The sequence below is a fragment of the Huaxiibacter chinensis genome, assembly GCF_022171985.1.
GTDB classification, from domain to species: domain Bacteria; phylum Pseudomonadota; class Gammaproteobacteria; order Enterobacterales; family Enterobacteriaceae; genus Enterobacter; species Enterobacter chinensis_A.
In genome coordinates, this window is sequence record NZ_JAJVHF010000016.1 from 38591 (window position 1) to 59913 (window position 21323).

Here is a 21323-nt window from a genome sequence, read left to right on the forward strand (position 1 = left end):
TCAGTAATTCACCTGGCTTGGGCCACCGTTATCACCGCGATCGTTACTGTCAGGCGTAGAGGATTCAATCTGACTGTTCACCGGTTTCGTGGGAGGCGGCGCTGTTTTATCCGCTGGCGGAAAATAAAGCGGTCCCTTCAGTCCACAGCCGGTCAGGCTAAAGAGGGTGGCGAGAACGGCAAGCGTTCGAAAAACGTTTTTCATTGTAGGTCGCTCGTAATTTCAATTCTGTTTCTATCATCGCAGGAGAAGACACAAAAGCAAGAGTTTGCCGCTTTCCTGCAACGGGAATTATTTAGCGTTATACTGCCGCCATCACGAAAAACAGGAACAACACCATGAACGACAGTGAATTTCATCGCCTTGCTGATACCCTCTGGCAGACCATCGAAGAGCGTCTGGACGACTGGGACGGCGACAGCGATATCGATTGTGAAATCAACGGCGGTATCCTGACGCTGACCTTTGAAAACGGCAGCAAAATTATTATTAACCGTCAGGAGCCGCTGCACCAGGTCTGGCTGGCAGCGAAACAGGGCGGATACCATTTTGATCTGAAAGGCGACGAATGGGTGTGCGATCGTAGCGGCGTGACGTTCTGGGATCTGCTGGAGCAGGCCGCGACCACGCAGGCGGGAGAAAAGGTGAGCTTCCGTTAAGGTTTACGTCTAAAGGCGCTTCGCTTATCGGGCTAGCCCCGGTAAGCGCAGCGCCACCGGGCTAACGAGTTCAGGAGAAATACTGCTGAAGCAGCGGTGACGCATCCTGATTGGCCGGGACCGCATGGGCAATGGCCTGCGTACGGAACGGAATCACCTGGGCACGCCCGTCAACTTTCACAATCTGATAAAACTGCGGCAGGTTGAAGTTGATAAAGCTGGAGCCATAGGTGAAACGATCGTGCGACGAAGAGTAGAAACGGCTCACGTCGCGTACCAGCTCCTCTTTGCTGCCTTCACAGTGGTGATAGACCTCAGCACGGTTCGTTTCGTCCAGAATGTATATATTGAATCCGGTTTCGTCGTCCGCTTCTTCAAAGAAGAACTGAATGATCCCCTCACTGGCGTAACCATCAACAACCTGCGGCAGACGGACAGGGTTGGTTTCAACCTGAACAGACAAGCCATGCAGCTTGTTGTGCGAAATCGCGCCGTAGAATTCGATAGCGTTTTCCAGCTTCTGCACCGACACGTTAAGGCGTTCAAAGAACAGGCCCCAGGTCTGTCCGGAGACGCGTAGCGCTTTGAAACGCCCGGTTTCCTGACGGGTACTTGAAAGACGAAGATCGATACACTCCGACACCAGCTGCTGCACGCGCGTGCGAATCAGGCCACGCAGATGCTGGCTATAGCAGAAGACTTCCACGCTATCCGGCGGTGCGGCGTCCTGGTGCATCTTACCGAGAATGGTTTTCAGCGCTTCAATCATCGCCTGCTCGCCGTTAAAGTGCAGCGTACGCACTTCATTCCACGAGTTGCGATAGAGAAGATCGACGCTACCCACCAGGCAATTTTGCTGCTCACCAAAGCTAAAGACGTCCAGCTTACGGAAATCAAAATGCACCACCTGATTACGAAACGCCGTGGTCGGGTCGTATTCCAGGTTGACGATAATCGCCAGATGACGAATTTCGCAGGGGCTGTACAGGGCTTTTGGCGTTGGCGCCGGCAGACGCAGCGGGAAGTGGTGCGATACGTCAGCGACCATCTCCTGCAGCTTGGCTAAATCCACCACGTCGTTGCCTTTGACAAACAGGCGCGTGCGCGACGTCAGTAAACCGTTAAACCAGGCCCAGGCCACCAGCTTGTTCAGATACCGGTTATATTCCAGTGGCTGATGGCTGATGATGGAGTCCATGCTCGGAGAACGGTTGTACAAATACCACCCGGTGCGGTTTGCCCGGCCCGGTGGCACATAGATGAAGGTCAGGTTCGGTTCTGACAGGTCAGGTGAAATCTGAGGGTTTACCAGAGTCACTTTCCCCGGTAACGCTTCAAACGCGGCGTACAGTTTACGGGTCAGAACCCCGATATCCTGCGGACTGGCGGACACGCTTAAGTTGTTGCGGCGCGCAAAGCGGATCAGATTACGGTAGCTCTGCATCATGGCATCGAGCAATTCGTTGTGCGCTTCTCGCACCTGATCGATTTTCCAGTTCGCGCGGTTGTCGAGCATCGCCAGACGCTCTTCGTCCCAGCCCCACTCTTTCACCAGCTGGCTCACCACTTCGCGACGCCAGCCAACGCAGGCGCGTTCGCGACTGAGTTTTTCACACACTTTCAGGTAGAAACAGCGGCGGACCAGATCGAGACGCGTCGGGTCATCAATCGCTTTCAGGTATTCGGTCACGCGTTCCAGCATCATGCAGTAAGCATCAAGGCCATAAGAGACGATCTCGCCATCGTGCAGACGCTGTTTAATGTCTTTTGCCAGCAGGCGCGGCGTGGGGTATTCCCACGAGTAGGCTTCGAGCAGCAGCGTTTTTAATACCGCTTTATACGGTGAATCGATACTTTTGTAGAGCTGCCACAGGCTCGCGCCAAAATACTCTTCCGCAGAGAGCAAGCTTAAGCCGCCAAGGTCGAGCCACTCGTTAGGGGTTAATACACCCTGCGAGTAAAGCGACATGACGTAATCGTCGTAATGCTCTTCTTCATCGCACGGCACCATATTCCACAGAATACGCTTCCCGGCCAGGCGAACGGCAGTACGGTAAAATTCATCGAGTAATAAGATGTGCTGGGTCGAGCCGCAGTCTTCGCCACCCAGACTGCCGCTTTCATTATGGCGGAAACGGTTTTCATCGATCAGGAAGAAGCTGACTTCCACGCCGAGTGAGGCCGCCCAGCTTTCCAGCAGGCTACATTTACGCTGCAGCAGCTGGCGCTCTTCGTTATCGAGCCAGGACTGATGGCAGACCCAGATATCCAGGTCAGAAGAGCAGCTTTGTCCTACGGAGGAGGTGCTTCCCATGGTGTAGACGCCGGTAATCGGCAACTCACCCTTAGGCGACTCTTGTGGAGGAAGGCCGCGGAAGAGCTCAAGCTCAGTAAGGTAGTGCTGTTGGGTTTCATCAGGCGTGTAGATGCAAATGCCCCTGGGAACGTTACCGTCAAGGTAACCCGGCATGAGCGGATGATGGTAGTGCAATAATGTTGGCAGCAGACTGTAAACCTGTTGGAAAGCAGGTCCCATGGCAGCAAGCGCGCGATCCACGCGCAGTTGATTTATGGCATCCAGTCTCTGTTTCAGAGTCTCAATATAGAGGTACAAGACATATCGCCTGATGTTTCCGGACGTGGCAATCGTTCAGTACAGCGAAGGATTACGGGCCCGCAGTATTTCAAAAAATAACCGTTACCCTTTTTCGTCCTCATCTTTTTAGCGCGACAGACGAAAAAATGGTCTAAAACGTGATCAATTTAACACCTTGCCGATTGACCGTAAAGAAAGATGCGCTACATACAAGTGTAGCACCGTTCTGAACGTGTAAATTCCTGAATACGGCTGCGGACGACCTGAGTGCCTCCTTGTCCCGCTTTCCCTCATGGTCCGTAAAACTGCCATCCCAGAGTCAACAATGTTAGGATGGGTAGTGGACGATAATGACGGTAACAAGCATGTTAGACAATGTTTTGAGAATTGCCACACGCCAAAGCCCTCTCGCGCTCTGGCAGGCACACTATGTTAAGCAGCGCCTCGAAGCCTGCCATCCGGGACTGTCCGTTGAACTGGTTCCGATGGTGACCCGCGGCGATGTGATTCTGGATACGCCCCTCGCAAAAGTGGGTGGAAAAGGGTTGTTTGTCAAAGAGCTGGAAACAGCATTGCTTGATAACCGCGCCGATATCGCCGTCCATTCTATGAAAGATGTGCCTGTCGAATTCCCTGAAGGGCTGGGCCTGGTCACCATCTGCGAGCGTGAAGATCCGCGCGATGCCTTTGTTTCTAATCGCTACGCTTCACTGGATGACTTACCGGTGGGCAGCGTAATTGGCACGTCAAGTTTACGTCGTCAATGTCAGCTGGCAGAACGCCGTCCGGATCTGATCATTCGTTCCCTGCGTGGGAACGTTGGCACCCGTCTGGGTAAGCTCGACAACGGCGATTACGATGCCATTATTCTGGCGGTGGCGGGGTTAAAGCGTCTTGAACTCGAATCACGTATTCGCGTGGCCATGCCGCCAGAGCTTTCGCTTCCGGCCGTGGGACAAGGCGCGGTCGGGATTGAGTGCCGCCTCGATGATGCGCGCACCCGTGAGCTTCTCGCCCCCTTGAATCACGCCGAAACCAGTATTCGCGTAAAAGCGGAGCGTGCCATGAATACGCGCCTTGAGGGCGGCTGTCAGGTACCGATTGGCAGCTACGCGGAGCTTATCGACGGTGAGCTGTGGCTGCGCGCGCTGGTTGGCGCGCCGGACGGGTCACAGATGGTGCGCGGTGAGCGTCGCGGTGCGCCGCAGGATGCCGAAGCACTGGGTATTTCGCTGGCAGAAGAGCTTCTGGATAAGGGCGCGCGCGAAATCCTGGCCGACGTCTATAACGGAGAACCCCCAGCATGAGTATCCTCGTCACTCGCCCTTCTCCCGCGGGAGACCAATTAGTGAGCCGTCTGCGCGCACTGGGGCTGGTGGCCTGGCGCTTTCCGCTGATTGAGTTTGCCCCTGGTCGGGAGCTTCCCGCGCTGACCGACCACCTCCATTCTCTGCAGGAGGGTGATTTAGTTTTTGCTCTGTCCCAGCACGCTGTGGAATTTGCCCACGCGCAGCTGTTGCAGGAGGGGCATACCTGGCCAACTGACCCGCGCTATTTTGCTATCGGGCGCACCACGGCCCTGGCCTTACATACCGTTAGCGGCATTCATGTTCACTACCCGTTAGATCGGGAAATCAGTGAAGTCTTGCTACAATTACCTGAATTACAAACCGTTGCCGGAAAACGTGCATTAGTATTACGCGGCAACGGTGGACGTGAATTGCTGGGCGATACGTTGCGTCAGCGCGGCGCCAGCGTAACGTTTTGTGAATGTTATCAACGTTGTGAAAAGCATTACGACGGAGCAGAAGAGGCAATGCGCTGGCATAACCGTGGCGTGAATACGCTGGTGGTCACCAGCGGTGAAATGCTGCAACAGCTCTGGTCACTGATCCCACAATGGTATCGGGAAAACTGGTTACTCCGCTGTCGGCTATGGGTCGTCAGCGAGCGTCTGGCGAACCTTGCCCGGGAACTGGGCTGGAAAGATATTCGGATCGCTGATAACGCCGACAACGATGCGCTGCTGCGCGCATTACAATAACTCTCAAATGGGAAGCCATAATGACGGAACAAGAAAAAACCTCCGCCGTGGTTGAAGAGACCAGGGAGACTGTGGATATTACGCCACAGCCAGAGACGACTGAGAAAACCGCTGAGAAAAAAAACGGCAATAAAACCAGCCTGGCATTAAGCGCCATCGCTATCGCCATTGCGCTGGCAGCAGGCGTGGGTCTGTATGGTCTTGTGAAGCAACAGGGTTCCAGTCTGACAACCACCAGCGATGCATTAGTCACTCAACTCACCGCCCTGCAAAAAGCGCAGGAGACGCAGAAAACCGAGCTGGAAGGTGTTATCAAGCAACAGGCTGAACAGCTTGCACAAGCCGATAAAAAGCAGGAAGAGCTGACAAAGCAACTGGACGAAGTGCAGCAAAAAGTGGCGACCATTTCCGGAACGGATGCCAAAACCTGGCTCCTCTCTCAGGCCGACTTCCTGGTCAAGCTGGCCGGACGCAAATTGTGGAGCGATCAGGACGTCACGACCGCAGCTGCCCTGCTTAAAAGCGCGGACGCCAGCCTGGCAGACATGAACGATCCAAGCCTGATTACGGCGCGACGCGCCATTACCGAAGATATCACCAGCCTCTCCGCCGTCTCTCAGGTGGATTACGACGGCATTATCCTTAAGGTCAATCAGCTGTCGAACCAGATTGATAACCTGCGTCTGGCCGATAATAACGACGATGATGCGCCGATGGATTCTGACGGCACGGAGTTGTCCAGCTCACTGAGCGAGTGGCGTATCAATCTGCAAAAAAGCTGGCAGAACTTTATGGACAGCTTTATTACGGTGCGTCGTCGTGACGAAACCGCCGTTCCGCTGCTGGCACCTAATCAGGATGTTTACCTGCGCGAAAATATCCGCGCTCGTCTTCTGGTCGCCGCACAGGCCGTTCCACGCCATCAGGAAGAGACCTACAAACAGGCGCTGGATAACGTCTCCACCTGGGTTCGCGCCTATTACGATACCAGTGATGCCTCCACCGCTGCGTTCCTGGATGATATCGATAAGCTGAGCCAACAAAACATCACCATGGATGTGCCGGATAAACTCGCCAGCCAGCCGATACTGGAGAAGCTGATGCAAACCCGCGTGCGTAATCTGCTGGCGCAGCCTGGCGTAGCGGCGGAAGCGTCGCCTGCGGCAGCTGAACCCGCCCCTGAAAGCGCACCTCAAGGAGAGTAAACATGTTAAAAGTCTTATTACTCTTCTTATTGTTGATCGCCGGGATCGTCCTTGGCCCTATGCTGGCGGGTCATCAGGGTTACGTCCTGATTCAGACGGACAACTACAATATCGAAACCAGCGTGACCGGTCTGGCGATCATTTTGATCCTGACCATGGTAGTGCTGTTTGCGATCGAATGGATCCTGCGACGTCTTTTCCGTACCGGGGCGCACACCCGGGGCTGGTTTGTCGGTCGTAAACGCCGTCGCGCGCGCAAGCAAACCGAGCAGGCACTGCTGAAGCTGGCAGAAGGCGATTATCAGCAGGTTGAAAAGCTGATGTCGAAAAACGCCGATCACGCTGAACAGCCGGTGGTGAATTATCTTCTGGCCGCCGAGGCCGCCCAGCAGCGCGGCGATGAAGCACGGGCAAATCAGCATCTGGAACGTGCTTCTGAACTGGCTACCAAAGATCCTATTCCGGTTGAAATCACCCGGGTGCGTTTGCAGCTGGCGCGTAATGAAGACCACGCTGCCCGTCATGGCGTTGACCGCCTGCTGGAGATCACCCCACGCCATCCGGAAGTGCTGCGTCTTGCCGAGCAAGCGTACATTCGCACCGGCGCCTGGGGATCGCTTCTGGATATTATTCCTTCTATGGCAAAAGCGGATGTCGGGGATGACGACCACCGCGATGCGTTGCAGCGTCAGGCATGGATTGGCCTGATGGATCAAGCGCGTGCTGATTCAGGCAGCGATGGATTAAAAGCCTGGTGGAAAAACCAGAGCCGTAAGACGCGTCAGCAGGTTCCTTTGCAGGTCGCCATGGCAGAACACCTGATTGAGTGTGACGATCATGACACTGCGCAGGAAATCATCCTGGACGGTCTTAAGCGTCAGTATGATGACCGCCTGGTGATGATCATTCCGCGACTTAAAACCAATAATCCAGAGCAGATGGAAAAGATGCTGCGTCAGCAGATCAAAAACGTGGGCGATCGCCCATTACTGTGGAGCACGCTGGGCCAGTCGCTGATGAAGCACGGTGAATGGCAGGAGGCGAGCCTTGCCTTCCGCGCCGCGCTGAAGCAACGTGCCGATGCGTTTGATTACGCGTGGCTGGCTGATTCTTTGGACAGGCAGCACAAGCCGGAAGAGGCTGCCGCGATGCGTCGCGACGGTTTACTCCTGACCCTGCAGAACAATCCTCCGCAGTAATCCTCTTGTTTGATACCCGGCGGCACTCCCCTGCCGGGTCATTCCTCTCTCTGTTTCAGACATAAAAAAACGCCTGCTTAAAAAAGCAGGCGTTAAACAGGTCTGTTTGACAACATATTTGGTGCTTCACTCAACGTTGTGTCCATGGTGTTTGATGAGGCCGTAGCGACATCTGTCTGTGGACGATAAGCACCGTAAATTGGCTCTGCGTCATTCCTGGGCATATGAGGCACTAAGGCGAACATAAAAGGTGGAATGAGCATCTACACCGATATTATTGCACGATACATGCCAACTTAACACGCAGAACTTTTACATAACGCAACATTTTAAGATAAAAGGAAATTTCACCAGTAAGACTCTGCTTAGACAGGATCTTATGCCACAGGCGTAACGAAAGTGTCGCCAGAAAACGACGCTTATGGCAGAACCGCGAAAAAACGTTATTATTCATTGCGTTATATGTCGCTGAAATGCGACAAGGCAGAATGAGTCTGTCGGGGAATGACAACAGGAAGGCTAAACGGCAGAAAACAAAAAACCCCGCCGAAGCGGGGTTCAAAATTGGTCGGCGAGAGAGGATTCGAACCTCCGACCCACTGGTCCCAAACCAGTTGCGCTACCAAGCTGCGCTACTCGCCGATGTACTGCTTTTTTGAATTTTTAGTTCAATACTGTAAGTCGTGGTGCGAGGGGGGGGACTTGAACCCCCACGTCCGTTAAGACACTAACACCTGAAGCTAGCGCGTCTACCAATTCCGCCACCGTCGCATGTCACAACTTATCTAATAATGGGGTGGCTAATGGGATTCGAACCCACGACAACTGGAATCACAATCCAGGGCTCTACCAACTGAGCTATAGCCACCACTACTTAATTCTCTAACGCGATACTGTACAACACATATCGCCGAAGCTCCAGCGCCGGACTAATTGGCGCGCCCGACAGGATTCGAACCTGAGACCTCTGCCTCCGGAGGGCAGCGCTCTATCCAGCTGAGCTACGGGCGCTTAGCGCCGTTGCGGGGCTGGATATTACGGAGGTCTCGGTCTGCTGTCTAGTGCTTTTTAAAAATAAATGCGCGTTTGGTTATGCTTTGCGCATTTTGTCGCTTAATCCTTCATTTTCACCCGTTCAGCATGGCGTCCCAGGCCAAAAATCTTATAGCCCAGGCTGACTATCGCCAGGAAGATGATCCCGACAAACAGCGACATGCGGGTATCCTCGTTGAAGTACATGCCAATCAGAACGCAAAACAGGAATGCCATGGTTAAATAGTTAGCCCAGGGGAACAGTATTGAGCGGAACGGATGGCTGGCAATCGCCGCTTTGTGCGCTTCACGGAAGCGTATCTGGCTAATCAGGATGACAAACCACGGAACCATGCCCGGTAAGACGCTGGCGCTGTAGACATAGACAAACACCCGCTGCGGATTGGGAATGATGTAGTTTAAGCACGAGCCAATCAGCAGTATGGCAATTGAGATCGCCACCCCCGCCGCCGGAACGCCGGCGCGAGAGACTTTCCCCACCGCTGCCGGAAGCTGGCGATTCTGCGCCAGGGCGTACAGCATGCGTCCGCAGCTGTACATACCGCTATTACAGCCTGACAGCGCGGCCGTCAGTACCACAAAGTTGATAATACCCGCTGCGGCGGTGATGCCAATCTTCGCAAAGGTCAATACAAACGGGCTGCCGGTGGTGCCAATCTGGTTCCACGGGAAAATGGTGACGATGACAAAGATAGCGCCCACATAGAAAATCAGGATGCGCCACAGCACTTTGCCTACCGCGCTTCGCAGTGTCACCTGCGGATTTTTGGCTTCCCCGGCGGTAATGCCGATAAGCTCCACGCCCTGATACGAGGCCACCACGATACATAGCGCCGTCAGGAAGCCTTTCCAGCCGCCGGCAAAGAATCCACCGTGTGCCGTCAGGTTATCGAAACCAATCGCCTGCCCGCCGTTGCCAAAACCAAAGAAGATGACTCCCAGCCCGACCACAATCATCACAATGATGGTGGTCACTTTGATCATGGCAAACCAGAATTCAATTTCGCCATACAACCGCACGGCGGCCAGATTCGCCAGCGCGACCAGCCCCACGGCCACAATGGCGGGTATCCATTGCGCCATTTCCGGGAACCAGAACTGGACGTACACCCCAATGGCGGTAATTTCCGATATTCCGACCGCCATCCACATAAACCAGTAGGACCAGGCGGTGAGATAGCCAAAGAACGGGCTCAGGTAACGATGCGCGTAAACCGCAAAGGAACCGGCGACAGGCTCCAGAAAAAGCATTTCGCCCATTGAGCGCATGATAAAGAAGACGAACAGCCCGGCGATAATATACGCCAGCAGGACGGAAGGACCCGCCCATTTCAGCGTGCTGGCGGAGCCCATAAACAGGCCAACCCCAATCGTGCCGCCAAGCGCGATCAATTCGATGTGTCGAGCTTCCAGCCCACGCTGTAGCTCAGGTTTTTTCTCTGCCATAAATCCTCGGTTGTATTTGCTGTTGATGCCCGGCTTAAGCCGGTTATTGTTATGGGGTACTGATAGATGGGAGAGAATGGTTTCTTAAATTCGACGAAATGGCAAACAAAGCATAAAAAAAATGAATGTATTGCGCATTAAGACAGCAATTTTATCGGGGAGGGGGAGCGCGAAGAGAAGATCGCGCGCCCTTTTTGATTACATTCTGCCGGTGTAGTGCCAGGAGAGGTAGCGCAGGAGTTTAATCTGGCGTTTGATGCGGGTCGGCTGCGACAAGAGGCGATAGAGCCACTCCAGGCCCAGATTTTGCCACACTTTTGGGGCCCGCTTGACGTGGCCTGTAAAGACATCATAAGTGCCGCCTACGCCCATATAGAGCGCATCCGGATAGACCTGACGACAATCGCGCATCAGGATCTCCTGTCGAGGCGAGCCCATTGCGACGGTGACCATTTTCGCGCCGCTGTCACGGATACGTTCAAACAGCGTCTGTTGGTTCTCTGGCCGGAAATAACCGTCCTGGCTTCCCACAATGTTCACATTCCACTGCGCACGAAGTTTTTGTTCGGTTTGCGCCAGCACGTCCGGTTTACCGCCGACCAGGAAGACCGGGGTGCCATCCTGCCCCGCGCGCGCCATCAGCGCTTCCCACAGGTCTGCCCCTGCCACGCGTGAAACTTGCGCCTCGGGGAATTTCTTGCGGATAGAGCGTACAACGCTGATGCCGTCGGCATATTTGAACTCGGCGGCTTCTATCAGGCTTTTCACTTCCGCATTATCTTCAACCGCCAGCATTTTTTCAGCGTTGATGGCGACCAGCGTTCCGGCGCGTATATTGCCGTTGGCACACAGATAATCGAGCGCGTGTTGCATATCGCGCCAGCCAATAAGTTGCAGCCCGCGCAGGGCATACACCGGCGCAGAGGTATTGTCAGTCATTATTATCCTTACTCAGACTTGCGAAAGCGTTCTGACGGGCCGTGGCTCGCGCGTGTGGATAAGCCCCGCGATATCGAATAGCCAGTACAGCAACTTCGCCAGCACCAGACAGAGACCAAATACCACCATGAAAAACACCACGCGTGAGACAAACGAATCCAGCCCTTCACGTGCTAGCACGATCATATTGAAAATGGCACCAAAACAGAAACTGTGCAAAATCGCAGCCTTATAGCGATTGCTCTCTTCGTTGCCCAGCACATACAGCCAGTCGAACCATTTGATAATCAGCCCCACGGCCAGCGCGCCCGGCAGAATAAACCATACGCCGCCCATCACCACCAGCGAGCCGATTAAGGTCGGGGAGATCGCCAGCCCTGAATGGTTGTTCAACACTTCCCAGGTAAAATAGTTTGCGGTGTTGAGCACCACGCCCGGTCTGTCTGGCCACAGCCAGGTCGGGATAAAGACGTAGAAATCGCGAACGATGGGCGCAAGACCCTGAAACTCAATCTTGTCGTAATTTTGCAGAAGCAGCGCCAGATTTTCCCATGGCGAGAAAGTGTCGCGTGTCAGGTACAGGAAGGTGTAAAAAGCTTCGTCGCCTGCGACATCAAGCCCATAACGCTTTAGCGCCAGCCAGAACATGCCCACGATACCAAACACGCCTGCCGCAGCCAGCATCCACAGCGAAATCCAGCCGCGAATAATGCCGATAAACAGGAAGATGGCGAAAGCGATAATAATGTTTGCCCGCGTGCCGCCCACGATCATGTAGGTCAACAGCCCAAACGCCACCGTACTGACCAGGAAAAAGAGCCACGCCTTACTGTCCTGACGCAGGAAATAGACCACCAGCATCGCAGGAATGAAGAAGTAGAAGAATCGCTTAAGCGCGACGCCTGAGACTTCTGCAGAGAAAATCTGGCTGTAGGAGTGCAGCTTGAAGAGCAGGAAGCCGTTATGCATAAAGAAAATGCCAACGCTGACCAGGGCGATGATCGTTAACATCACCCAGGTGAGGTGCGTTTCCACCCGGTTCATGGTGAACAGCGGCCGTCGCGGCGTAGGGTTGTTCGGTCTTAAGCGGGTTTTATAGGTCACATAGTAGACGGCATAGAAACAGGTCGCCGATAACAGCGCCTGCATCAGGATTTCCGGCGGTGCCACGCCGACGTCGAAGCGGAAGACCAGCACGCTGGTCAGGGGAAAACCAAAGAAAAACGTCAGCAGGAACAGCAGCGAGAAGAAAACGTTGAAGTTAAAGCGCACCCGTTTGAACTCGAACCAGGTCAGGGTCGCGATAAACAGCGTGCCGATCAGCCAAATCACCAACAGGCCGCTAAATTGCAACTGGGTCATGCCTGCTCTCCTGCTGCAATCCGCAGCGCCTGATGCCACGGCGTGAGATAATTAGGACGGAAAAATGCGATGGCATTTTTGTCTACCGAGGCCAGCTGGCGCTGCGCTTCACGCACCACGTCAACGTTGAGATCGTCGCTCGTCAACAGAACCGGAATATGCTGCTCCGCCATATCCTGCCAGAACGGATTTTCCCGGTTGAGCACGCAGGGAATGCCCGCCTGAATAAGCAGACACAGGGTGCCGATGCCCTGCTGACGCGCAAAGATGAAGTAACCAAGATCGCATTTACGCAACAAAGCCAGATAGTCATCGAAGGCCAGTTTGTCACTGAGGATCTGCAAATTCTCCGGGCTGAATAAGGCCAGTCCGCTATCACGGACCTCTGCAATATAGGCCTCGTTATTTGCAGGATACCCCATCGGTACAATCACATTCACCGTGTCGCCAAACTGCTGATGAACCGCTTTTAACGCCGCCACGTGTTCGTTGCTGCGATCGCCGGAATTCCCGACCAGAATGGTGAGCTTACCGTCACGATGCGTCTCGTTCGCCAGGCTGTTTAGCGCAGGGTCCATACGCGTCGGGAAATAGAGCAGTTCACCGCGCACGTCAGGGTGGCGCTGTGCAAAATAGTTGAGATCGCCGCGCGTAGCGAAAACACATCCCACGCGCCCCTGCGCCAGACGGCGCACCGGATAAAAGAGGCGGAACTTCCAGCCCCGGGAGACTTCGTAAAGATCCGCCCCCCAGATGTGCCAGCTGAACTGGCTGGGCTTAATTCCCCCGCTCAGTAACGCCAGCCACAGGCCGGTATTAAACTGACCGTGGAAGAAAAAGCGCTGTTCACGATGCGCTTTCGCTTTCGCGATAACCGCTTTTGCCAGGGCCGCTTTGTCCGGGAAAAACGTCAGCGACAGCGCCGGACAGGCTTCACTGAGCCCGTTGTCCTCGGAAGCGACCATAAATTCTGTCGCATGAGGGCTAGTCGCGGCCAGCTCGTCATTGAAGAACCGTAAAACGGTTTGATTATGATGCGGGATATTCGATCCCAGCACGTGGATCAGTGCAGTCATGCGCGTCTACGCCAAAGTAAAAATACGCCGCAACAGGCAGCGAAATAAACAATATAGGTGGCCATATAGGCCTGTGCCGCACCCAGTGCGCCATGAGTCGGAATGAGCCAGTGCGAAAACGCCGTCAGCAAGGCAAACTGGCTGATTTCGGCCAGCACGTACAGGCGAAGTGATGCTTTCGCAATGACCAGATAACCGAAGACGTAAGCGCCCACCTTCAGAACATCGCCAACCAACTGCCAGGCAAACAGATCGCGCATGGCGGTAAATTTTGCGGAGAATAGCAGCCAGATGGCGACATCGCGCAGTAGCCACACGGTAAAACTGGCAACGGCAACGGCCGGAAGCACAAAGCGCAGGGCGCGAACAATTTCCCGGGTGATCTCTGACCGGGTCGTCAGACGCGATAATGTTGGCAGTAAATAGACGCTGAAGGAAGCCGTTATAAACTGTAGGTAGGCGTCTGAAATACTGCTCACCCCCTGCCAGATACCCACCTCTTCCCAGCTGTAATGGGCCGCCAGCAGGTTTCGCATCATCACGTAAGCCACGGGCAAGGTCACCGAGGTGATCAGCGCCATCAGGGTGAATTTCCCTAACTGACCCGCCAGCATTTTGTCCCACTGCGGTTTTAACCAGGCCAGGGGGATCGTGCCCCGATACATCAGCATAAACGCCGCGGGGATCACCACCAGGGCGGGCACCAGGGCCAGACCAAGCAGCGCGCCTTCATAGCCCCCAAGGCGATAACAAAAGTAATAGGCAATCACGCCTGTCAGGCTGCCAAAAATCAGGGCCAGCGCGTTCCCGACGGCATCCCGGAAACCTTTCATCAACGCCAGTAGCAAGTTAGCCCAGGCGATACCCATCTGCACCAGCGCGACCAGACGCACCAGCCCCTGGTACTGCGTATGACCAAACAGCCCCTGGCTTATCGGCGCTGCCGCCAGCAAAAAGACGACAGCCAGCAGCGTGGAGAATCCCAGCACCATAGCGGAAGAGGTACCGACCACGACGCGTAGCTGCGCCGGATCGTCGTGATACTGGGCGACGTATTTCGTCACGCCGTTAAAGATCCCCGCCCCGGCCAGCACGCCAAGCACGGTCACCAGCTGGCGAAAGTTCCCTGCCTGCCCTACTCCGGCAGGACCAAAGGAGACCGCCAGAAGTTTAACCACCAGTAATCCCACGCCGATCTTGACGAGTGTGGACGCAGCGGTCCACACCGAGGCTTTTGCTAAAGACATATCAGCCGAAATAACTCAGAAGGGTATTAATAACGGTGCGTTGGTTCACTGGCGCAAGGTTGTAGAAGAGCGGTAAGCGAAGCAAACGCTCACTCTCTTGAGTGGTGTAACGGTCTTCCCCGACAAATTCGCCAAAGGCTTCGCCAGCAGGGCTTGAGTGCAGCGGGATGTAGTGGAAGACCGCCAGGATTTCAGCTTCTTTCAGATAGTTAATCAGCGCGCCGCGATCGTCGTTGTCGCGAAGCTTGATGTAAAACATATGTGCGTTATGCACACAGTCCGCGGGGATCGTCGGAAGCTCAATCCGCCCACGGCTCGCCAGCGGGGCAAGCGCATCGTAATAGGTTTGCCACAGGGAGAGACGTTGCTGGTTGATCCGTTCTGCGGCTTCCAGCTGTGCCCACAGATAGGCCGCCTGCAAATCCGCCATTAAATAGCTTGAGCCAATGTCGCGCCAGGTGTATTTGTCCACCTGCCCGCGGAAGAACTGACTCCGGTTGGTCCCTTTTTCCCGAATCACTTCAGCGCGTTCAATCAGCGCGCGATCGTTGATTAACGTCGCGCCGCCTTCACCGCCCGCGGTGTAGTTTTTGGTTTCATGGAAGCTAAAGCAGCCGATATGGCCGATAGTGCCCAGCGCACGGCCTTTGTAGGTGGACATCACGCCCTGAGCCGCGTCTTCAACCACGAAGAGGTTATGCTTTGTCGCCAGCGCCATAATGGTGTCCATCTCGCAGGCAACCCCCGCGTAATGGACAGGCACAATCGCGCGAGTTTTCCCGGTGATAGCAGCTTCAATCAACGTTTCGTCAATATTCATCGTATCCGGACGGACATCGACAAAGATAATTTTAGCGCCGCGCAGCACGAAGGCGTTGGCCGTCGAAACGAAGGTGTAGCTCGGCATGATGACTTCATCACCCGGTTGAATATCCAGCAGCAGTGCGGCCATTTCCAGCGAGGCAGTACAGGACGGCGTGAGCAGGACTTTGGCGCTCTGAAAACGCTGCTCCATCCATTGCTGACAACGACGGGTATAGCCCCCGTCACCGCAGAGCTTTCCGCTGCTCATCGCTGACTGCATATAATCGAGTTCGGTTCCCACAACGGGAGGCGCGTTAAATGGAATCATCTTGTCACCTGTATAACCAGTAAGCGGTTGCGTCGACCTGAGCGCCGCTCGCCATGTAGCGTTTAAGCGCGGCGGTGTTGCCCATCTGGGTCGCCACCCGCAACGTAGTAAGCTGACGATGCTGCGCCCAATGAAGCGCTGCCTGCATCAATTTTTCGCCCATCCCGCGTCCCGCCAGAAGGCCAATGCGGGCCTCGCTGTCGTTCAGTTGACGGAGCGAAACAAAGCCCTGAATCAGACCATCCGGGGCGCGAAAGACTAAACATTCATGATCGAACGTCCCTTTTACCGCGTTTTCTATCCACTGGGCATAGAAGCGTCCGCTGTCGTCTGGCGCATACCAGGGCGCGCGGAACCGGCTGTGCGCAAACGCGCGTGCGGCCAGCTGGCGCAACGCGGGGATCTCATCTTCAGTGGCGCGACCTGCATCGGTCGGCGCGTGCTGTCCTGTTTTGATGACCAGGTCAATCTCGCCTTCCACCCAACGGAATCCCGCTTGCTGAAGGGCATCCAGCCAGTCGGCCCGTCCGGCCGGAATTTTAGCCTGCACGCGCTGCCACGACGTAAAATCTGCCTCCGTCAGCTCAGGCGCGTCGTCATGAAAACGAACGATAGCTGAGGGGAGAGCAAAGAACGCGCTTTCCCAGCCTAACGGCTCAAGTGAGCCCCGCACGGGATTCAACGCCAGACGCCTTTGGTATCGATAACATATTGCTGACGCACCGCATCGCCCGGGATGGCTTTAAAGTCATTGTGATCGACCAGCAGGACTAGCACATCCGCGGTTGCCAGCGCGTCATCGACGGAAACAAGCTGACAGTGTCCGGCCAGTTTCGTCGGTAACGCATGGATATTCGGCTCCACAACCAGGGTTTCACCGGCGTGCCAGGCGGCAATCATCTCGGCAATGCCCATGGCCGGGCTTTCACGCAAATCATCAATGTTGGGTTTAAAGGCCAGACCGAAGCAGGCAATTTTCAGTTCGCTGGCGCGTTTGCCGCTTTCAGCAAGGCAATCCGCCACCGTGGCCTTGACCTGATTCATAACCCAGTGTGGTTTTCCGTCGTTCACTTCACGCGCGGTACGAATCAGTTTTGCCTGGTCAGGGTTTTGCGCCACGATAAACCACGGATCAACGGCGATACAGTGACCGCCCACGCCCGGACCCGGCTGCAGGATATTGACGCGAGGGTGGCGATTAGCCAGACGAATCAGTTCCCAGACGTTAATCCCCTGATCGGCACAGATCAGCGAAAGTTCATTGGCGAAAGCAATGTTGACGTCGCGGAAGCTGTTTTCAGTGAGTTTGCACATCTCCGCGGTGCGGGAGTTCGTCACCACACATTCGCCTTCAAGGAAAATGTTGTACAGCGCGCTGGCACGTGCGGAGCACACTGGCGTCATACCGCCAATCACGCGATCGTTTTTAATGAGCTCAACCATCACCTGCCCAGGCAATACGCGTTCCGGACAGTAGGCAATATTAATATCGGCCTGTTCACCGGCCTGCTGCGGGAAGGTCAGATCCGGGCGGGCGTCTGCCAGCCATTGCGCCATCTGCTCGGTTGCGCCGACAGGCGAAGTGGATTCGAGGATCACCAGCGCCCCTTTCTTTAACACCGGGGCGATGGATTTTGCCGCCGCTTCCACGTACACCATATCGGGCTCGTGTTCGCCTTTGAAAGGCGTCGGTACGGCAATCAGGTACGCATCGGCGGCAACGGGCACGGTGCTGGCCTTGAGGTAGCCCCCTTCAACGGCCGCTTTGACAATCTTGTCGAGATCGGGCTCAACGATATGAATCTCACCACGATTAATGGTTTCAACCGCATGCTGGTTGATATCCACACCCACGACCTGCTTATGACGTGAGGCAAAGGCTGCTGCGGTTGGTAGTCCAATATATCCAAGGCCAATGACGGAGATAGTCGTAAAACTCATAGCGATACCCGATTGTGTTTAAGTGCATGCAAAATACGGCTGCAAGCCTGTCCATCACCATATGGATTATGGGCTCGGCTCATGGCCTCATATTCATTTTCGTCGTGAAGCAGGCGGGTGACTTCCTCAACGATACGGCGTGTATCCGTACCGACCAGGCGTACCGTCCCCGCTTTAACGGCCTCGGGACGCTCGGTGGTTTCACGCATCACCAGTACGGGCTTACCTAATGAAGGTGCCTCTTCCTGGATGCCGCCGGAGTCGGTCAGGATTAACCAGGCATGATTCATCAACCAGACAAAAGGCAAATAATCCTGCGGCTCAATGAGAACCACATTGTCGACGTGGCCCAAAATGCGGTTAACCGGCTCGCTGACGTTTGGATTTAAATGAACCGGATAGACAATCTGCACATCTTTGTTTTGTGCTGCGATCTCTGCGAGGGCATGGCAGATTTGCTCAAAGCCGCGACCAAAGCTTTCGCGGCGGTGGCCCGTTACCAGAATCAATTTCTTATCACGGGCGAGGAACGGGTAGCGCGCCTCCAGATCTGCGCGCAGCGTATCACTGCTTATCACGCGATCGCGCACCCAGATCAGCGCGTCAATCACCGTATTGCCCGTGACGAATATTTTGTTATCGGCGATATTTTCACGCAGTAAGTTTTGACGTGAGTTCTCGGTAGGGGCGAAGTGGTACATCGCCAGATGCCCGGTCAACGTACGGTTGGCCTCTTCCGGCCAGGGGGAGTAAAGATCGCCCGTGCGTAAGCCCGCTTCAACGTGCCCGACGGGAATACGCTGATAGAACGAGGCCAGACTTGTCGCAATGGTCGTTGTGGTATCACCATGAACCAACACCACGTCTGGCTTAAAGGACTCCAGAATAGGCTTTAGCCCTTCCAGAATACGGCAGGTAATTTCGGTCAGCCCTTGTCCCGGCTTCATAATATTAAGATCGTAATCCGGGACAATGGAAAAGAGAGTTAAGACCTGATCAAGCATCTCCCGATGCTGCGCGGTGACGCAAACTTTTGCTTCAAAGTCAGGGTCATTTGCCAGCGCATGAACCAGAGGCGCCATCTTGATGGCTTCCGGCCTTGTGCCAAAGACGGTAAGTACTTTCACATCGATTCTCTTCGATTAGACGGTGAAGGCCGCAGCCTTCACCGTAGACGGCGTTCTTTTAGTGTGTACGACGACGCGTTAACGCGACACCTGCGCCAATCAGTGCACCCACGATCCCCCACATAATCATCAGGAATGCGCGACGTGGACTATCGCGTTTTACAGGTTCTTCAGGCGTTCGCAAATAACGATAGGTCTGAAAACGTGGATCCAGCGTTGGACCGACGTTAAGCGTGTTAAGCATCGCCCGGTTCTGGTCATAATCAATGTCAAAGTCAGGGCCAACGGCCTGCAGGTTTTCCAGACGCGCCTGCAGCATTGGGCGGCCCAGCAGGAACATTTCAGAATCAGGCAGCTCGTCTGCCGGGACATCCGTTTCACTGCGAGAAATGTTGCGCTGCTCAGCGATTTTCAGCGCCTGCTCAATGTTATGTACGCGACGGGAGAAGATCGCCTTCGCCACCTCTTCCTGCCGTTTGACCTGCGCCTTCATCTGAATGGTGCGTGCAGCCCAGGCCCCTTTTAACTCGTCATTCTGATGACTCGCAGCGCGCTGGCTGGCAAAAGCCACATACTGACGCAACAGATTGTTCGCGTCGGGCGCGGTTTCGGCTATCAGCTTGATACTGTCGTTGACGTTACGCAGCGCATCACCGGGCATAAACTGGATATTGTTAATCATATCGTCCAGCAGAGCCGCATCCGCTTTGCTGTTGCCGACCATGCGTTGCTTGTAATAATCGGTCTGGAGCCAAAAATCACGACGCGTATCCCAGGAGGCCAGCTGCATAATGAACTCTTTGTAAGATTCGTCCATTACAGAGGGCTGATCGGTAGACGCCAGGTTGGCCTTAATGTCGAGGTTACGCAGGAACTGCTGCTGCGAGTAAAAACCGCCGAGCATATTCACCGTTGGCCGGTCCGTTATTGCTGTCGCGCTCCACTCTTGTTTTGCAAAAAAAGTATACGCCAGCGCTAAAAGCGCAAACCCCAGCGCGATCCCCGCAATCCAAAGTTTGCCCGCCCATAACACTCGAAACAAACCACGAATATCCAGCTCATTCTCAGTTACCACTGATTTCGCTCCCGCCAACGGTTGAGTCATCACATTCCCGGTTTTATTTAGTTAATGTTGGATTTTTACCACTGTTCCTACGCATCCTGCGTTTGATTCGTTTGATAAAGCGCGCGACTTTCCATGCGCGTTTAATGCAGTAGCCATACAGGAAGAATGCTAGCAAGAATAATACCAACATGACCCATTCAGGAACTAAATGAGAATATTCTGCAGCCACACCGATGCCAGCGAGCAGAGCGGCGGCAAGGGTGATGAGGACGAATGCCTGACGGGAAGTAAAGCCTGCGCGCATGATCAGATGATGAATATGCTGGCGGTCAGGAGAGAAAGGACTCATCCCTTTGCGCAGACGGCGATACATAATCGCCACCATATCCATAAGCGGGATCGCAATAATCCACAGCGCCGTCACCGGGCTGATTGGGTGAGTTTTACCCTGGGTGGTTTCGAGCAGGATCCAGATTACCGTAAAGCCGATCAGCGTGCTGCCGGCATCGCCCATAAAGACCTTATAGCGACGGCCTAAAACACCGAGGTTCAGGAAGATATAAGGCAGGATGGCGGCAATCATAGCGAAGCACCACATTGAGAGGCTGTACTGACCATCGAACCATAAAATGATGCCAATCGCGCCGAAGGAGACCGAGGAAAGGCCGCCCAGCAGGCCATCTATCCCATCGACCATGTTAAAGGCATTGATCGCAGCCCAGACGGCAAAGAGCGTCAGGAAGAAGCCGAAGGGGCCAAGCACCATTTCCCAGGTACCAAAAATATAACCCAGGCTACTCAGATACAGTTTACCGACCACCATCATAATAATGCCGATGGCCGCCTGAACCGCCGCACGGAATTTCACACTGATATCAAAGCGATCGTCGAGAGCCCCCACCAGCACCAGTACACCCGCACAGGCGAGGTAAAGTGCAGCATGAGGAATGTAATAATCCGCAATGCCAAAGGTGAAACAGATACCTGCGTAAACGGAGATGCCCCCGACCAGCGGGATCAATCCCTGATGGCGTTTACGAAAGTTAGGCTTGTCCACTAACCCGACTCTTTTTGCCACTTTACGCGCAATGAATAAAAAACAAGTAGTGAATAAAAAAATACTGATTAATTCAGTAACCGCAGTGAGTAGATTCACAATGGATGCTCTCAACAAATGTTAGTCCCGGAAGTATAACCATCAAGGTACTGCTCATGAAGGAATAAAGCAGCC

Annotated in this window: 18 protein-coding genes and 4 tRNA genes; 5 read left to right on the forward strand and 17 right to left on the reverse strand. The window is 54.5% G+C overall.

The genetic code is table 11. The features are described from left to right. A complete protein-coding gene (gene lptM, locus LZP96_RS21530; RefSeq protein ID WP_064327905.1) occupies nucleotides 1–204 on the reverse strand; it encodes an LPS translocon maturation chaperone LptM in 204 nt (67 codons plus the stop codon). Between the two features lie 134 nt (nucleotides 205–338). On the opposite strand from lptM, the gene cyaY reads away from it, so the two are divergent. Continuing rightward, a complete protein-coding gene (cyaY, locus tag LZP96_RS21535) occupies nucleotides 339–659 on the forward strand; it encodes an iron donor protein CyaY (protein ID WP_064327906.1) in 321 nt (106 codons plus the stop codon). A gap of 70 nt (nucleotides 660–729) precedes the next feature. Here cyaY and cyaA read toward each other — a convergent pair whose 3' ends face one another. After that, nucleotides 730–3273, reverse strand: a complete 2544-nt coding sequence (gene cyaA, locus LZP96_RS21540) for a class I adenylate cyclase (RefSeq protein ID WP_064327907.1) — start codon at nucleotides 3271–3273, stop codon at nucleotides 730–732. Between the two features lie 347 nt (nucleotides 3274–3620). On the opposite strand from cyaA, the gene hemC reads away from it, so the two are divergent. The 4 genes from hemC to hemY are packed head-to-tail and all read left to right on the forward strand — an operon-like array spanning nucleotide 3621 to nucleotide 7703. Further along, complete coding sequence (hemC, locus tag LZP96_RS21545) at nucleotides 3621–4562, forward strand: hydroxymethylbilane synthase (RefSeq protein WP_064327908.1); 942 nt, start codon at nucleotides 3621–3623, stop codon at nucleotides 4560–4562. Further along, nucleotides 4559–5299: a uroporphyrinogen-III synthase gene (gene hemD, locus LZP96_RS21550; RefSeq protein ID WP_064327909.1), complete on the forward strand. Its 741-nt coding sequence runs from the start codon at nucleotides 4559–4561 to the stop codon at nucleotides 5297–5299. Before hemC ends, hemD begins: the two co-directional genes overlap by 4 nt. Before the next feature lie 20 nt (nucleotides 5300–5319). Then, complete coding sequence (hemX, locus tag LZP96_RS21555; protein WP_064327910.1) at nucleotides 5320–6504, forward strand: uroporphyrinogen-III C-methyltransferase; 1185 nt, start codon at nucleotides 5320–5322, stop codon at nucleotides 6502–6504. A 2-nt stretch (nucleotides 6505–6506) separates the two neighbouring features. Then, nucleotides 6507–7703 carry a protoheme IX biogenesis protein HemY gene (hemY, locus tag LZP96_RS21560; RefSeq protein WP_064327911.1) on the forward strand — a complete coding sequence of 399 codons (1197 nt, stop codon included), beginning with the start codon at nucleotides 6507–6509 and terminating at the stop codon, nucleotides 7701–7703. 565 nt (nucleotides 7704–8268) lie between these two features. Here hemY and LZP96_RS21565 read toward each other — a convergent pair. From LZP96_RS21565 to wecA, 15 genes are all read right to left on the reverse strand, one after another. Beyond that, nucleotides 8269–8345, reverse strand: a tRNA-Pro gene (locus LZP96_RS21565). A gap of 42 nt (nucleotides 8346–8387) precedes the next feature. Then, a tRNA-Leu gene (locus LZP96_RS21570) sits at nucleotides 8388–8474 on the reverse strand. 21 nt (nucleotides 8475–8495) lie between these two features. Beyond that, nucleotides 8496–8571, reverse strand: a tRNA-His gene (locus LZP96_RS21575). A gap of 66 nt (nucleotides 8572–8637) precedes the next feature. Next, a tRNA-Arg gene (locus LZP96_RS21580) sits at nucleotides 8638–8714 on the reverse strand. Nucleotides 8715–8816: 102 nt separating this feature from the next. Continuing rightward, nucleotides 8817–10202, reverse strand: coding sequence for a bifunctional threonine/serine APC transporter ThrP (thrP, locus tag LZP96_RS21585; RefSeq protein WP_064327912.1), 1386 nt, complete (start codon nucleotides 10200–10202; stop codon nucleotides 8817–8819). 198 nt (nucleotides 10203–10400) lie between these two features. Further along, nucleotides 10401–11141 (reverse strand): lipopolysaccharide N-acetylmannosaminouronosyltransferase, encoded by a 741-nt coding sequence (gene wecG, locus LZP96_RS21590; RefSeq protein WP_064327913.1) that lies wholly within the window; start codon nucleotides 11139–11141, stop codon nucleotides 10401–10403. Nucleotides 11142–11153: 12 nt separating this feature from the next. After that, a complete protein-coding gene (gene wzyE / locus LZP96_RS21595; RefSeq protein ID WP_064327914.1) occupies nucleotides 11154–12503 on the reverse strand; it encodes an ECA oligosaccharide polymerase in 1350 nt (449 codons plus the stop codon). Continuing rightward, the gene (locus LZP96_RS21600) at nucleotides 12500–13579 is read right to left on the reverse strand and encodes a TDP-N-acetylfucosamine:lipid II N-acetylfucosaminyltransferase (protein WP_064327915.1); all 1080 of its coding nucleotides are present in this window, start codon (nucleotides 13577–13579) and stop codon (nucleotides 12500–12502) included. The genes wzyE and LZP96_RS21600 overlap by 4 nt, the downstream gene beginning before the upstream one ends. After that, nucleotides 13576–14826 carry a lipid III flippase WzxE gene (gene wzxE, locus LZP96_RS21605; RefSeq protein WP_258926355.1) on the reverse strand — a complete coding sequence of 417 codons (1251 nt, stop codon included), beginning with the start codon at nucleotides 14824–14826 and terminating at the stop codon, nucleotides 13576–13578. The genes LZP96_RS21600 and wzxE overlap by 4 nt, the downstream gene beginning before the upstream one ends. Before the next feature lies 1 nt (nucleotide 14827). After that, nucleotides 14828–15958 (reverse strand): dTDP-4-amino-4,6-dideoxygalactose transaminase, encoded by a 1131-nt coding sequence (gene rffA / locus LZP96_RS21610; RefSeq protein WP_064327917.1) that lies wholly within the window; start codon nucleotides 15956–15958, stop codon nucleotides 14828–14830. 4 nt (nucleotides 15959–15962) lie between these two features. Further along, nucleotides 15963–16631, reverse strand: a complete 669-nt coding sequence (gene rffC / locus LZP96_RS21615; protein ID WP_374230163.1) for a dTDP-4-amino-4,6-dideoxy-D-galactose acyltransferase — start codon at nucleotides 16629–16631, stop codon at nucleotides 15963–15965. A gap of 5 nt (nucleotides 16632–16636) precedes the next feature. Beyond that, complete coding sequence (wecC, locus tag LZP96_RS21620) at nucleotides 16637–17899, reverse strand: UDP-N-acetyl-D-mannosamine dehydrogenase (RefSeq protein ID WP_064327919.1); 1263 nt, start codon at nucleotides 17897–17899, stop codon at nucleotides 16637–16639. Continuing rightward, the gene (gene wecB / locus LZP96_RS21625; RefSeq protein ID WP_064327920.1) at nucleotides 17896–19026 is read right to left on the reverse strand and encodes a non-hydrolyzing UDP-N-acetylglucosamine 2-epimerase; all 1131 of its coding nucleotides are present in this window, start codon (nucleotides 19024–19026) and stop codon (nucleotides 17896–17898) included. Before wecB ends, wecC begins: the two co-directional genes overlap by 4 nt. A gap of 58 nt (nucleotides 19027–19084) precedes the next feature. Next, entirely contained in the window at nucleotides 19085–20131 is a 1047-nt protein-coding gene (gene wzzE, locus LZP96_RS21630) for an ECA polysaccharide chain length modulation protein (RefSeq protein WP_064327921.1), read from the reverse strand. A gap of 13 nt (nucleotides 20132–20144) precedes the next feature. Continuing rightward, the gene (gene wecA / locus LZP96_RS21635; protein WP_064327922.1) at nucleotides 20145–21248 is read right to left on the reverse strand and encodes a UDP-N-acetylglucosamine--undecaprenyl-phosphate N-acetylglucosaminephosphotransferase; all 1104 of its coding nucleotides are present in this window, start codon (nucleotides 21246–21248) and stop codon (nucleotides 20145–20147) included. Nucleotides 21249–21323 lie beyond the last annotated feature (75 nt).

Bases quoted from the DNA above. Each gene is read 5' to 3' on its own strand.
- hemC (WP_064327908.1), top strand. From the start codon at position 3,621: ATGTTAGACAATGTTTTGAGAATTGCCACACGCCAAAGCCCTCTCGCG.
- LZP96_RS21600 (WP_064327915.1), bottom strand. From the start codon at position 13,579: ATGACTGCACTGATCCACGTGCTGGGATCGAATATCCCGCATCATAAT.
- wecG (WP_064327913.1), bottom strand. From the start codon at position 11,141: ATGACTGACAATACCTCTGCGCCGGTGTATGCCCTGCGCGGGCTGCAA.
- lptM (WP_064327905.1), bottom strand. From the start codon at position 204: ATGAAAAACGTTTTTCGAACGCTTGCCGTTCTCGCCACCCTCTTTAGC.
- hemD (WP_064327909.1), top strand. From the start codon at position 4,559: ATGAGTATCCTCGTCACTCGCCCTTCTCCCGCGGGAGACCAATTAGTG.
- wzxE (WP_258926355.1), bottom strand. From the start codon at position 14,826: ATGTCTTTAGCAAAAGCCTCGGTGTGGACCGCTGCGTCCACACTCGTC.
- wzzE (WP_064327921.1), bottom strand. From the start codon at position 20,131: ATGACTCAACCGTTGGCGGGAGCGAAATCAGTGGTAACTGAGAATGAG.
- hemX (WP_064327910.1), top strand. From the start codon at position 5,320: ATGACGGAACAAGAAAAAACCTCCGCCGTGGTTGAAGAGACCAGGGAG.
- wzyE (WP_064327914.1), bottom strand. From the start codon at position 12,503: ATGACCCAGTTGCAATTTAGCGGCCTGTTGGTGATTTGGCTGATCGGC.
- wecC (WP_064327919.1), bottom strand. From the start codon at position 17,899: ATGAGTTTTACGACTATCTCCGTCATTGGCCTTGGATATATTGGACTA.
- thrP (WP_064327912.1), bottom strand. From the start codon at position 10,202: ATGGCAGAGAAAAAACCTGAGCTACAGCGTGGGCTGGAAGCTCGACAC.
- hemY (WP_064327911.1), top strand. From the start codon at position 6,507: ATGTTAAAAGTCTTATTACTCTTCTTATTGTTGATCGCCGGGATCGTC.
- rffA (WP_064327917.1), bottom strand. From the start codon at position 15,958: ATGATTCCATTTAACGCGCCTCCCGTTGTGGGAACCGAACTCGATTAT.
- cyaY (WP_064327906.1), top strand. From the start codon at position 339: ATGAACGACAGTGAATTTCATCGCCTTGCTGATACCCTCTGGCAGACC.